Annotated in this window: 13 protein-coding genes; 4 read left to right on the top strand and 9 right to left on the bottom strand. The window is 62.3% G+C overall.

Annotation, left to right across the window (positions count from 1 at the left end; all coding sequences use genetic code 11):
• The 3 genes from DK871_RS29500 to DK871_RS25075 all read right to left on the bottom strand — a co-directional run.
• On the bottom strand, positions 1-196 hold a 196-nt coding region (locus tag DK871_RS29500; protein ID WP_218581533.1), incomplete at its 3' end, for a hypothetical protein.
• 423 nt (positions 197-619) lie between these two features.
• Complete coding sequence (locus DK871_RS25080) at positions 620-1468, bottom strand: MaoC/PaaZ C-terminal domain-containing protein (protein ID WP_161907028.1); 849 nt, start codon at positions 1466-1468, stop codon at positions 620-622.
• Positions 1469-1470: 2 nt separating this feature from the next.
• On the bottom strand, positions 1471-2823 hold the full coding sequence (locus DK871_RS25075) for a 3-oxoacyl-ACP reductase (RefSeq protein WP_161907027.1): 1353 nt from the start codon (positions 2821-2823) through the stop codon (positions 1471-1473).
• 114 nt (positions 2824-2937) lie between these two features.
• Here DK871_RS25075 and DK871_RS25070 point away from each other — a divergent pair, with 114 nt between their 5' ends.
• On the top strand, positions 2938-4215 hold the full coding sequence (locus DK871_RS25070; protein WP_161907026.1) for an acetyl-CoA C-acetyltransferase: 1278 nt from the start codon (positions 2938-2940) through the stop codon (positions 4213-4215).
• 134 nt (positions 4216-4349) lie between these two features.
• Positions 4350-5249, top strand: coding sequence for a PA4780 family RIO1-like protein kinase (locus tag DK871_RS25065; RefSeq protein WP_003188241.1), 900 nt, complete (start codon positions 4350-4352; stop codon positions 5247-5249).
• 128 nt (positions 5250-5377) lie between these two features.
• On the opposite strand, the gene cueR is transcribed toward DK871_RS25065, so the two are convergent.
• The 3 genes from cueR to DK871_RS25050 form a co-directional block, all read right to left on the bottom strand.
• Complete coding sequence (gene cueR, locus DK871_RS25060) at positions 5378-5779, bottom strand: Cu(I)-responsive transcriptional regulator (RefSeq protein WP_003188242.1); 402 nt, start codon at positions 5777-5779, stop codon at positions 5378-5380.
• The gene (locus DK871_RS25055; RefSeq protein ID WP_094775234.1) at positions 5776-7977 is read right to left on the bottom strand and encodes a cation-translocating P-type ATPase; all 2202 of its coding nucleotides are present in this window, start codon (positions 7975-7977) and stop codon (positions 5776-5778) included. Before DK871_RS25055 ends, cueR begins: the two co-directional genes overlap by 4 nt.
• A 67-nt stretch (positions 7978-8044) precedes the next feature.
• Positions 8045-8425: a hypothetical protein gene (locus DK871_RS25050; protein WP_161907025.1), complete on the bottom strand. Its 381-nt coding sequence runs from the start codon at positions 8423-8425 to the stop codon at positions 8045-8047.
• A 147-nt stretch (positions 8426-8572) separates the two neighbouring features.
• Between DK871_RS25050 and DK871_RS25045 the strand changes: the two genes are divergently transcribed.
• Both DK871_RS25045 and DK871_RS25040 read left to right on the top strand, forming a co-directional pair.
• Positions 8573-8770, top strand: coding sequence for a heavy-metal-associated domain-containing protein (locus DK871_RS25045; RefSeq protein WP_161907024.1), 198 nt, complete (start codon positions 8573-8575; stop codon positions 8768-8770).
• Positions 8771-8857: 87 nt separating this feature from the next.
• Positions 8858-10051 carry a multidrug effflux MFS transporter gene (locus DK871_RS25040; protein WP_003188248.1) on the top strand — a complete coding sequence of 398 codons (1194 nt, stop codon included), beginning with the start codon at positions 8858-8860 and terminating at the stop codon, positions 10049-10051.
• Between the two features lie 8 nt (positions 10052-10059).
• Here DK871_RS25040 and DK871_RS25035 read toward each other — a convergent pair whose 3' ends face one another.
• The 3 genes from DK871_RS25035 to DK871_RS25025 form a co-directional block, all read right to left on the bottom strand.
• On the bottom strand, positions 10060-10239 hold the full coding sequence (locus DK871_RS25035) for a hypothetical protein (protein WP_014716767.1): 180 nt from the start codon (positions 10237-10239) through the stop codon (positions 10060-10062).
• A 146-nt stretch (positions 10240-10385) separates the two neighbouring features.
• Entirely contained in the window at positions 10386-11399 is a 1014-nt protein-coding gene (locus DK871_RS25030; protein WP_161907023.1) for a zinc-binding alcohol dehydrogenase family protein, read from the bottom strand.
• Positions 11400-11535: 136 nt separating this feature from the next.
• Positions 11536-11829, bottom strand: coding sequence for a putative quinol monooxygenase (locus DK871_RS25025; RefSeq protein WP_161907022.1), 294 nt, complete (start codon positions 11827-11829; stop codon positions 11536-11538).
• Between the last annotated feature and the right edge of the window lie 46 nt (positions 11830-11875).

Here is an 11875-nt window from a genome sequence, read left to right as displayed (position 1 = left end):
CCGCCGCCCGTGCCACCACCGGTACCGCCACCTGTGCCGCCGTCACCGCCGCCCGTGCCACCACCGGTACCGCCACCAGTGCCGCCGTCACCGCCGCCCGTGCCGCCACCGGTACCGCCACCCGTGCCGCCGTCACCGCCGCCCGTGCCACCACCGGTACCACCACCAGTGCCGCCTCCGGCACCTGCACCAGCATCCGGCGAGGACGCTGCCACGCTTGATTTATGCCCGCCACCACCGCTGCTGCAGCCGCCCAGGCTCATTGCCAGAACGAGGGCCAGCGCAGTACTTGCTTTCCAAAACACGACTTGAGTTTTCATGATTGAGTTCCTTGCACCTGGTACAACCTTGGTTGTTTCAAACCCTCGTTATTTCTTTGGATAACGATAGGTTTGTCCGTGTGGCTATCTCAGGCCAGGGCACTCTTTCACGCAATGCTCAACTTGGTATTAACGATTTATATACACCCCGCCATCGTCGGCTTAATGACTAATGCCAAAGGTGTAGTGGATGGATGTTTAAGAATATTTAATTGATAAAAATCAAAGTATTGTAAATAAAGACGGACCTCGCAAGGTCCGCTATAACTTAGGGTGTATATACAATTAATCAGGGGTTTTCAGGCAATCGGCTGCCACTTCCCACGCATATGTTGAATATCCCCAGCGCCTTTGAGTTCCAACCCTGCGCAGGAACCGGCCGCGCTGCTCATCAATATCACTTCACTGGGCAGGCGCACTGGCTTCATGAACGCCACGTCGATTTCAATATTGGCGGCCGGCAAGTGTTCTGCCAGCGCCGCGAGGGTGCGGGCCTTGTTCCACAACCCGTGGGCGATGGCCTGGGGGAAACCGAACAGCTTGGCGGTAGGCGCACTGAGGTGGATAGGGTTGTAGTCGCCGGACACGCGGGCGTAGCGGCGGCCTATGTCAGTGGGCGCTTTCCAGCGCGTCAGTTCGGTGAGCGTTCCCGGGGGCTGCAATCCGCTGTCCGCAGCTTCGCCTTCAAGCTTCACGCCCCGACATAACATTTGGCTTTCGGCTTCCCACAAGAGCCCGAGGGCATCCTCCACAACCGTCACGATGTCAAAGGTGGCCCCCTTGGAATGGGGACTGAGATTGCGTGCGTAAACGCCGACACTCACGTCACCCACTCCACCTAAAGGTCGATGAACACGGATGCGATTGCGCAGGTGGATCAACCCCAGCAGCGGAAACGGAAAAGTCTTGTCCGTCAGCAATTGCAGTTGCAGGCCGAACGCGAGGACATGCGGATAAGTCGCGGGCAGCATCGGGCTGTCAGCAAAGCCGCACACCTTGCGGTACGCCGCAACGGCGCCGGGGTTGACACTCATCCGGCAGCGCAACCCACGTTCGGGCAATGCGCTGCCGGTGATCTTGCGCTTGAGCGCCGCGCGCCAATACAGCGGCAGTAGAGACGGGGTGCTGTCCAACGTTTGCCATTGCATGCTCACGCTCCCAGAAGGCTTTGCCCACACACCCGCAGCGCCTGGCCGCTGACCGCACCGGAACCCGGCTGGCTCAGCCAGGCGACGGCTTCGGCCACATCCTGAGGCAAGCCACCTTGGCCCAGGGAGCTCATGCGGCGCCCGGCCTCGCGCAGGGCGAAGGGAATATGCGCGGTCATCTGGGTTTCGATAAACCCTGGCGCGACGGCGTTGATGCTGATCCCACGTTCCTTCAACAGCGGCGCCCAGGCTTGAGCCAGGCCGATCAGCCCGGCCTTGCTCGCGGCATAGTTGGTTTGCCCGCGGTTGCCGGCGATGCCACTGATGGAGGCCAGCAACACCACCCGGGCGTTGTTTTGCAGGGTGCCGCTGTCGAGCAGGGCTTTGGTCAGCACTTGCGGCGCGTTGAGGTTGACCGCCAGCACCGCGTCCCAGTATTCCGGGGTCATGTTGGCCAGAGTTTTGTCGCGGGTGATACCGGCGTTGTGCACCAGGATGTCCAGCCCGTCTGGCAGGTGTTCGGCCAGTTGGCGGGCGGCATCTTCGGCGCAGATATCCAGCACCACCGTGCGCGCATTCAGGCGTGCGGCTAGGGCTTCGAGGTCGGACTTGGCCTGGGGCACATCGAGCAGAATGACCTCGGCGCCGTCGCGGGCCAAGGTTTCGGCGATAGAGGCACCGATGCCTCGAGCGGCGCCGGTCACCAACGCCTTGCGCCCAGCCAGCGGGCGTGTCCAGTCTTGCACCGGGGTATCGCAGGCTGCCAGGCGAATCACCTGGCCCGAGATATAAGCGCTCTTGGGCGAGAGGAAAAACCGCAACGCGCCTTCCAACTGGTCTTCGGCACCGTCGCCCACGTACAGCAACTGCAGCACGCCACCGCTGCGCAATTCCTTGGCCAGGGAGCGGCTGAAACCTTCCAGGGCGCGCTGGGAGCTGGCGGCGAAGGGGTCGCTGAGGCCTTCCGGCGCCCGGCCAAGGATCACCAGGTGGGCACTGTGGTCGAGGTTTTTCAGCAGCGGCTGGAAGAATTCGCGCAGTTGCTTGAGCTGGTCGGTGTGCTGCAAACCGCTGGCGTCAAACACCACCGCCTTGAGTTTGGGGCCGTGTCCGGGAATCCAAGCGGGCGCTGTCGAGGCTTCGGCGCCGTAGCTGTAGACGGCGTCGGTGAGTCGGTTGGCAAACGCCAGCACCTGGGTTGCCAATGCGCCACCGCCCAGCAGCAGTGCGCCTTCGACCGGGCGCAGGCGTCCGGCTTGCCAGCGTTCCAGGCGTACCGGTGACGGCAGGCCAATGGCGGCGACCAGGCGATGGCCGAGGCTTGAGTTGGCGAAGTCGATATAACGGTCAGACATGGAACGCTCTCCGAAGGCTGGGGTTCAAAGGTTGACCACCCTGGGGTGGCAGTCGTTCGATTGAGCCTAGGCTAGGCTTGATGATTCCACCCACCACCACAAGGGAGCTTTTTCATGACTCAATTGCGCCGTGTAGCGATCATTGGCGGTAACCGCATTCCTTTCGCCCGTTCCAATGGCCCTTACGCCACGGCGAGTAACCAGGCGATGCTGACCGCCGCGCTGGAGGGCCTGATCGAGCGCTACAACCTGCACGGCCTGCGCATGGGCGAGGTGGCCTCCGGCGCGGTGCTCAAGCATTCCCGTGACTTCAACCTGACGCGTGAATGCGTGCTCGGCTCGCGCCTGTCACCACAAACCCCTGCGTACGACATTCAGCAAGCCTGCGGCACCGGGCTTGAGGCGGCGCTGCTGGTGGCCAATAAAATTGCCCTGGGCCAGATCGAGTGCGGCATTGCCGGCGGGGTGGACACCACCTCGGATGCGCCGATTGGTGTGAATGAAGGGCTGCGCAAGTTGCTGCTCAAAGCCAACCGAAGTAAATCCATGACGGACAAATTAAAGGTCCTGTTACAACTTCGTCCTCACCACCTCAAGCCGGAGTTGCCACGCAACGGCGAACCGCGCACGGGTTTGTCCATGGGCCAGCACTGCGAGCTGATGGCCCAGACCTGGCAGATCCCCCGCGCCGAGCAGGACCAGCTGGCGCTGGAGAGCCACCAGAAGATGGCGGCGGCCTATGCCGAAGGCTGGCACAACGATTTGCTCACGCCCTTTCTCGGCCTCACCCGCGACAACAACCTGCGCCCCGACCTGACCCTGGAAAAACTCGCCAGCCTCAAGCCGGCCTTCGAACGCAGCGAAAAGGGCACGCTTACCGCCGGCAACTCCACACCGCTGACCGATGGTGCCTCCCTGGTGTTGCTGGGCAGCGAGGCGTGGGCCAAGGAGCGCGGCTTGCCGATCCTGGCTTACTTGCGTGATGGCGAAGCGGCGGCGGTGGATTTCGTCCACGGTGCCGAGGGCCTGTTGATGGCGCCGGTGTATGCGGTGCCACGCTTGCTGGCGCGCAACGGCCTGACCTTGCAGGACTTTGATTACTACGAGATCCACGAAGCCTTCGCCGCTCAAGTGCTGTGCACGCTCAAGGCCTGGGAAGACGCCGACTATTGCAAGACCCGCCTGGGCCTGGACGCACCGCTGGGGTCGATCGACCGCAGCCGGCTCAACGTCAAGGGCAGTTCCCTGGCGGCGGGCCATCCATTTGCCGCTACCGGTGGGCGTATCGTCGCCAACCTGGCTAAATTATTGGATGCGGCGGGTAAGGGCCGTGGGTTGATTTCCATCTGTGCCGCCGGTGGCCAAGGCGTGACGGCGATTATCGAACGCTGATTGCCGATAAAATTGGCCCATTGAATGCATTCTGAAGGGGTCAGAGGTCAGTAGCCTCTCCCCCCGGCGAGCCGATTGCCGTATAACGAGTGCCACACGCGTGTTTGGTAATACAGGACCCACAATAAAAGCTGATGAAGACTCCTAAACGCATTGAACCCCTGATCGAAGACGGTCTGGTCGACGAAGTGCTGCGCCCTCTGATGAGTGGTAAAGAAGCAGCTGTTTATGTGGTGCGCTGCGGCAATGAATTGCGTTGCGCCAAGGTTTACAAGGAGGCGAATAAACGAAGTTTTCGTCAGGCGTCCGAATACCAGGAAGGCCGCAAGGTCCGTAACAGCCGCCAGGCGCGAGCCATGGCCAAGGGCTCCAAGTTCGGCAAGAAAGAAACCGAAGATGCCTGGCAGAACGCTGAAGTGGCGGCGCTGTTCCGCCTGGCCGGCGCGGGCGTTCGCGTGCCCAAACCGTACGACTTTCTTGAAGGCGTGCTGTTGATGGAACTGGTGGCCGACGAGTACGGCGATGCGGCGCCGCGTCTGAATGACGTCGTGCTGGACCCGGACCAGGCGCGCGAATACCACGCCTTCCTGATCTCCCAGATCGTGCTGATGCTGTGCACCGGCCTGGTGCACGGTGACCTGTCCGAGTTCAACGTACTGCTCACGCCTACGGGCCCGGTGATCATCGACCTGCCCCAGGCGGTGGATGCGGCGGGCAACAACCACGCCTTCAACATGCTGGAGCGCGACGTCGGCAACATGGCTTCCTACTTCGGGCGTTTTGCCCCGGAGTTGAAGAAGACCAAGTACGCCAAGGAAATGTGGGCGTTGTACGAAGCCGGCACCTTGCACCCGGCCAGTGTGTTGACCGGTGAGTTCGACGAACCGGAAGAACTGGCGGACGTGGGCGGTGTGATCCGCGAAATCGAAGCGGCGCGGCTGGATGAAGAGCGTCGCCAGGCGATTCGCGCGGCGGATGATGCGCCACCGAGCAAAGTACCGGACGAGCCACCGCCGCCGCCTTGGATGCAGTAACTTACAACGGCGCGTTCCAATGTGGGAGCTGGCTTGCCTGCGATGCAGACACCTTGGTGTATCAGTGACACCGGGGTGATGCTATCGCAGGCAAGCCAGCTCCCACATTTGGTTTTGTGTTTGTCCAGTCAGGCGCAGCAGTTGCCTGCCGCCAACTCCTTGAGTATCGGGCAGTCGGGCCGATGATCGCCCTGGCAGTGCTCCATCAGGTCCTGCAAGGTATCGCGCAGTTGCCCCAGCTCGCGAATCTTGTGATTGAGCTCGTCGATGTGCTGACGCGCCAAGGCTTTTACGTCAGCGCTGGCCCGCTGGCGGTCCTCCCACAGGGTCAGCAACTTGCCGACTTCTTCCAGTGAAAACCCCAGGTCCCGCGAGCGCTTGATGAACGTCAGGGTGTGCAGGTCGTCGTGGCCGTACACGCGGTAGCCGCTGTCGGTGCGGTGGGCGGTTTTCAGCAGGCCAATGGATTCGTAGTAGCGAATCATCTTCGCGCTTAGCCCGCTGGTGCGGGCGGCTTGGCCGATGTTCATGGGCGTTGATCCTCCAAGTCCTTGGGTTTCCAGGTTTTCAACAACAGCGCATTACTCACCACGCTGACACTGGACAAGGCCATGGCGGCGCCAGCCAGTACCGGGTTGAGCAGGCCGAAGGCGGCCAGCGGAATGCCGATCAAGTTATACACAAAGGCCCAGAACAGATTCTGTCGAATTTTTGCGTAGGTCTTGCGGCTGATCTCCAGGGCGGCCGGCACCAGGCGCGGGTCGCCACGCATCAAGGTGATACCGGCGGCGTGCATGGCCACGTCGGTGCCGCCGCCCATGGCGATGCCGATATCGGCAGCGGCCAGGGCCGGCGCATCGTTGATGCCGTCACCGACCATGGCCACCACGCCGGTTTTTTTCAGCTCGGCCACGGCAGCGGCTTTATAGGCGGGCAGTACCTCGGCATGCACATCGTCGATCCCCAAGGCTTCGGCCACTACCCGCGCACTGCCGTGGTTATCGCCAGTGATCAGGTGGCTACTGATGTGCTGCGCCTTGAGTTGTTGCACGGCCTGCAACGCGCCGGGCTTGAGCGTGTCGCCAAAGGCAAACAGCCCCAGCACGCGGGGTTGCGCGCCTTGCTCGATCAGCCAGGACAAGGTGCGGCCTTCGGCCTCCCATTCCTTGGCACGCGGGCCCAGGTCGCCTGCGTCCAGGCCGGTCTCTTCCAGCAAGCGGCGATTGCCCAGCGCCAGTGGCCGACCGTCGAGCGTACCGGCAATGCCGCGCCCGGTGAGGGATTGGCTGGCGCTCACATCGGCCACGTCCAAGCCTCTTTCGCGGCAAGCATCCAGCACGGCCTTGGCCAGTGGGTGCTCACTGCCGCGCTGCAAGGCGCCGGCCTGTTGCAACAATAGGGCTTCGTTGCCATCCACGGCCGCCAAATGCGCAATGTTGGGCGCGCCGGAGGTGAGGGTGCCGGTCTTGTCGAATACTACAGCGCTCACGGCATGGGCGCGCTCCAGGGCTTCGGCGTCCTTGATCAGAATGCCGTGGCGCGCGGCGACGCCGGTGCCGGCCATGATCGCAGTCGGCGTGGCCAGGCCCAAGGCACAAGGGCAGGCGATCACCAGTACCGCCACCGCATTGATGATGGCGGTTTCCAGGGAGGCACCGTACAGCCACCAGCCCACCACGGTGATCAGCGCCAATACCAGCACCGCCGGCACGAACACCTGGCTGACTTTATCCACCAGTTTCTGAATCGGCGCCTTGGCGGCCTGGGCGTCTTCGACCAGGCGGATGATGCGCGCCAGCACGCTTTCTGCGCCCAGGGCCAGGGTGCGGACCAGCAAACGGCCTTCACCGTTGATGGCGCCACCGGTGACCGCGTCGCCGGGTTGTTTGGGCACCGGCAGGCTTTCGCCGCTGATCAGCGCTTCATCGGCATGGCTCTGGCCTTCCACCACCTCACCGTCCACCGGGAAGCGTTCGCCGGGTTTGACCAGCACCAGGTCACCGTGCTTCAACGCGCTGATGGCGACGTCTTCTTCGCGGCCGTCCTGTACGCGGATCGCCCGTTCCGGACGCAAGGCTTCAAGGGCGCGGATGGCGCTGGCGGTCTGGCGCTTGGCGCGGCTTTCCAGGTATTTGCCCAGCAGTACCAAGGCGATTACCACCGCCGAGGCTTCGAAGTACAGGTGCGGCGTCACGCCTGGGGCGGCGGTGAGCCATTCGTAGATACTCAGGCCGTAGCCGGCACTGGTGCCGATCGCCACCAGCAGGTCCATATTGCCGGCGCCGGCGCGCACGGCTTTCCACGCGGCGACATAAAAGCGCGCGCCGAGGATGAATTGCACCGGTGTGGCCAGGGCGAACTGTATCCAGGCGGGGAGCATCCAGTGCAGGCCGAAGGGTTCCACCAGCATCGGCAGCACCAAGGGCAACGCCAGCAGAATGCCCGCCACCAGTGACCAGCGCTCGCGGCGCAGGCGCCGGGCTTGATCGGCGTCGGTGGCGGTTTCGCTTTGGGGCAGGGTGGCGGTGTAGCCGGCCTTGTCGACGGCGGCGATCAGCACGCTGGGGTCCATCTGGCCCTGTACTTCGATGTGCGCGCGTTCATTGGCCAGGTTGACGCTGACACGTTGCACGCCCGGCACCTTGCCCAGCGCGCGTTCGACCCGCCCGGCACAGCTGGCACAGGTCATGCCGCCGATGGGCAGGTCAAAGGTGGTGGATCCATTCATTGGGGCAGTCCTCCAAGAGAAGTTGCCACTAGGATCAACCTTAACCTGTGGGGAAGGTCAAGCCCCTTCAGTATTCCAATGCCGCGGCTTTGAGGTACATGCCGTTTGGGCCTTGGGCAATGCGCAATTTGCGTACATCACCTGCTTTCAAGGTGATGTTCTGCGCGGCAGGCGCGAGTAGGCCCGGCAGACAGCCTGGGGATTGGCCCGGCAACAGTTTCAGGCGCAGCGACGTATCGCCGGGGGGCAGATTGAATGAAGTGGCCTGTTCCTGGAACAGACGCCCGGCGAGCTGGTCCTGGATATACAGGCCGACCTCACAGTTGGTCGGCACTTCCAGGCGTTCGCGGGAAATAATCAGCACTGCATAATCTTCAGCAGCGAGGGCCTGGGGCGCAGCGGCAGGCAAGCTCATCAGGCCGGCAAGGGCAAAAAACGACCAGCGCATGGCGAATGCTCCGTGGTTCACAGCTAGAAAGGTTGAAGCTTGGCCGACGTCGCCTGCGAATACCAGCCCGGCAGAAATACTGAGAACTTGACCTTGCCATCATGGCAAGCTCGACACTGGGCTCAACCTCATCAAAGGAGTCATGTCATGCAAATATTCAACGTTGAAGGAATGACCTGCGGCCATTGCGTTAAAGCAGTGACCCAGGCGGTACAGAGCAAGGATCCGGCGGCGAGTGTGAAGGTGGATTTGGCGGCGAAAGAAGTGGGTGTGGAAAGCCGCTTATCTGCAGATGACGTGATCGATCTGATCACCGAGGAAGGCTACAGCGCCAAGCTGGCGTGATTTTTCTGATCGTTAGCCACCTAACGTAATGTTCATGGCACCCAAGCGCGGCTAGACTGTTGAGCTGCCGACTCACTTGGGTGTCTGATGAACCTTCGCATAATCCTGATTCTGGGCGCCTTGAGCGCCTTCGCGCCGTTGGCGATCGATTTTTACCTGCCGGGCTTTCCGGCAATGGCCACAGCCTTCGCCACTGACGAAAAACATATCCAGCTGACCCTGGCCGTGTATTTCGCCGGCCTGGCCATTGGTCAATTGATCTACGGGCCGCTGGCCGACCGCTTTGGCCGGCGTGTGCCGCTGCTCAGCGGCGTCACCCTGTTTACCCTCGCGTCTTTCGCTTGTGCGTATGCGCCGTCCCTGGAATGGCTGATTGGCGCGCGCTTCGTGCAGGCCCTTGGCGGGTGTGCGGGCATGGTGATTTCCCGGGCGGTGGTCAGTGACAAATGCGATGCCGTGGGGTCGGCCAAGGTGTATTCGCAACTGATGCTGGTGACCGGCCTGGCCCCGATCCTGGCGCCATTGGCCGGTGGCCTGATGGTCGGCGTGTGGGGCTGGCAGTCGATTTTCCTGGCGTTGTCGTTGTTCAGCGTGATGGCGGCCATCGCGGTGGCGGTCGGGTTGCCGGAAACCTTCCCGGCCGATCAGCCGCGCCAGCCGTTGTCGGGCTCGTTGCGCCGCTACGGCTCGCTACTGTCAGACCGGGTGTACCTGGGCTATGCCTTGACCGGCGGCATCTCGATAGCCGGGATGTTTGCCTACATCGCCGGCTCCCCCTTCGTATTTATCAAGCTCTATGGCGTGCCGGCCGAGCATTACGGCTGGTTGTTCGGCTCCAACGCCGCGGGCTTTATCTTGGTGGCGCAACTGAACGCACGCTTGCTGGCCAAGCGCGGCCCGGCGTTTTTGCTGTCGCGCACCGTGTGGGTGTACGTGGCGGCGGCGTTGACGCTGTTGGGAATTGCCGCGTTGCGCACCGAGGCGCTATGGCCGTTGTTGGTGCCGCTGTTTATCTGTATCGCCAGCCTGGGCTGCATTTTGCCGAACACTTCGGCCTGTGCCATGAGCGGGCAGGGGGCTCGGGCCGGCAGCGCCTCGGCGTTGCTCGGTTGCATTCAGTTCGGCGTGGCGGCAGGCGCGGCGTCGTTGGTCGGCGTGTTGCACGACGGCACGGCGATGCCGATGGCCATGGTCATCAGCCTCTGCGGTGTGCTGGCGGTGACCATTGCCATGGCGACCCAGCGCCTGCAACGGGCGAGGGCCGTACAGGCGCAGGTCTGACGTTCGGGTCAGCCAGCGGAACGTTGCTGGTTGAGAGGGAAGCGATGGGGCGCCTGGATCCGGGCTTGTAGCGTGTCGGCGAAGGCGCGGGCCTCGGCCTCACTGCGGAAGGTGATGGCCTCGCCGTCGAGACGAACTTGCCATTGGCTGCCAGGGGATTTTGCTAACGCTTTTATCAGGATTTTCATTGCTGACTTCCTCACGTAAAAGAATCGTGGCAAAGGCGGCCAATATAAACCTGAACGGGCGCGTAAATATGACAAGGATCAACTCTCGGACTAATGGTGTCGTCCATTACCTACGTAGATAACGGACGACACTGACAGCCGTTTTTTCAGAACCCTTCCAGCACGATCTTGCCCTTGGCCTTGCCGCTTTCCAGCAGGGCGTGGGCACGGCGCAGGTTCTGCGCATTGATCACACCGAAGTGCTCGCCTACCGTGGTTTTCAGGGTGCCGGCGTCGATCAGTTCGGCCACGCGGTTAAGCAGGTTGTGCTGCTCGATCATGTCGGGCGTCTCGAACATCGAACGGGTGTACATGAACTCCCAGTGCAGCGACAGGCTCTTGCGCTTGAGCTTGCTTACATCCAGGGCCTTGGGGTCGTCGATCAACGCCAGCTTGCCTTGGGGTTGCAGCGCTTCGACCAGTTGGTCCAGGTGATGCTCGGTCTGGGTCAGGCTGGCAACGTGGGTGACTTGCCCGTGACCGGCCTGTTTCAACGCTTCGCTCAGCGGTTGGCTGTGGTCGATCACCAGGTGTGCGCCCAGGGCCTTGGCCCATGCCTGGGTTTCGGGGCGTGAGGCGGTGCCGATGACCTTCAGCGCCGTGAGCTGGTTGGCCAGTTGAGTCAGGATCGAGCCCACACCACCGGCAGCGCCGACGATCAGCAGGCTCTGGCCTTGATCGTCTTTACCTTGCGCCACCTGCAAACGTTCGAACAACAGCTCCCACGCGGTGATGGCGGTCAACGGCAGTGCGGCCGCTTCGGCAAACCCCAGGCTCCTGGGCATATGGCCGACGATGCGTTCATCCACGGTGTGCAGTTCGCTGTTGCCGCCTGGGCGTACCAGGGAGCCGGCGTAGTACACCTTGTCGCCGGCCTTGAACAACGTCACGTCACTGCCGACCGCCTTGACCACACCAGCGACGTCCCAGCCCAGCACTTTGGCGGCGCCATTTTCCGGGGCGACGTTGTGGCGCACCTTGGTGTCCACCGGGTTGACCGAGATGGCTTTGACTTCTACCAACAGGTCACGGGGGCCGGCCACCGGGGCTGGTAGTTCGATGTCTTGCAGGGATGTGGGATCGTTGATCGGCAGTGAGGCGTAGTAGGCGATGGCTTTCATGATGACTCCAAGTGAATACGGTCAAGGTAGGCGCGTGCTTGTTCGCGAAGGTTGTTAACGATGACGCGGTGTTTCTGGTTTAGTGCGTCGTCCTTGGGTTTTTCGCGAGCAAGCTCGCTCCTACAGAAGAGGGAGATCAGGCGAGAAATTTCAGGCGCTTGAGTTCGAAGTGTTCGATCACATCGGCGGCCTTGGCACGAAAGCTCTGGATATGCGTGCTCTGGTCGTGGTCGGCCAGCGCCGCGTCGTCGCTCCAGCGCTCGAGCATGTAGAAGGTCTCGGGGTGTTGCAGGTCCTGGTGCAGGTCGTACTGCTCGCAACCGGCTTCCAGGCGAGTCGGTTCCAGCAGGCCGCGCAGCAACGTTTCCAGGGTGGCGTGCTGGCCGGGTTTGGCGACCAGCGTGGCGATGACATTAAAAGCGGTGGACATAGTCGACTCCTGGCACGGGCTAACGGGGTGGGCAGATGATTGGCTA

This window comes from Pseudomonas sp. L13 (assembly GCF_009935965.1).
In the GTDB taxonomy this organism is placed as follows: Bacteria; Pseudomonadota; Gammaproteobacteria; order Pseudomonadales; family Pseudomonadaceae; genus Aquipseudomonas; species Aquipseudomonas lactis.
Note: the sequence above shows the minus strand (reverse complement) of the source record. Positions and strands in the feature narration are given on the sequence as shown.

What these genes read in the sequence shown, in the direction of transcription:
- DK871_RS25080 (WP_161907028.1), bottom strand. Translation starts at nt 1,468, where the DNA reads ATGCAATGGCAAACGTTGGACAGCACCCCGTCTCTACTGCCGCTGTAT.
- DK871_RS25075 (WP_161907027.1), bottom strand. Translation starts at nt 2,823, where the DNA reads ATGTCTGACCGTTATATCGACTTCGCCAACTCAAGCCTCGGCCATCGC.
- DK871_RS25070 (WP_161907026.1), top strand. Translation starts at nt 2,938, where the DNA reads ATGACTCAATTGCGCCGTGTAGCGATCATTGGCGGTAACCGCATTCCT.
- DK871_RS25065 (WP_003188241.1), top strand. Translation starts at nt 4,350, where the DNA reads ATGAAGACTCCTAAACGCATTGAACCCCTGATCGAAGACGGTCTGGTC.
- cueR (WP_003188242.1), bottom strand. Translation starts at nt 5,779, where the DNA reads ATGAACATCGGCCAAGCCGCCCGCACCAGCGGGCTAAGCGCGAAGATG.
- DK871_RS25055 (WP_094775234.1), bottom strand. Translation starts at nt 7,977, where the DNA reads ATGAATGGATCCACCACCTTTGACCTGCCCATCGGCGGCATGACCTGT.
- DK871_RS25050 (WP_161907025.1), bottom strand. Translation starts at nt 8,425, where the DNA reads ATGCGCTGGTCGTTTTTTGCCCTTGCCGGCCTGATGAGCTTGCCTGCC.
- DK871_RS25045 (WP_161907024.1), top strand. Translation starts at nt 8,573, where the DNA reads ATGCAAATATTCAACGTTGAAGGAATGACCTGCGGCCATTGCGTTAAA.
- DK871_RS25040 (WP_003188248.1), top strand. Translation starts at nt 8,858, where the DNA reads ATGAACCTTCGCATAATCCTGATTCTGGGCGCCTTGAGCGCCTTCGCG.
- DK871_RS25035 (WP_014716767.1), bottom strand. Translation starts at nt 10,239, where the DNA reads ATGAAAATCCTGATAAAAGCGTTAGCAAAATCCCCTGGCAGCCAATGG.
- DK871_RS25030 (WP_161907023.1), bottom strand. Translation starts at nt 11,399, where the DNA reads ATGAAAGCCATCGCCTACTACGCCTCACTGCCGATCAACGATCCCACA.
- DK871_RS25025 (WP_161907022.1), bottom strand. Translation starts at nt 11,829, where the DNA reads ATGTCCACCGCTTTTAATGTCATCGCCACGCTGGTCGCCAAACCCGGC.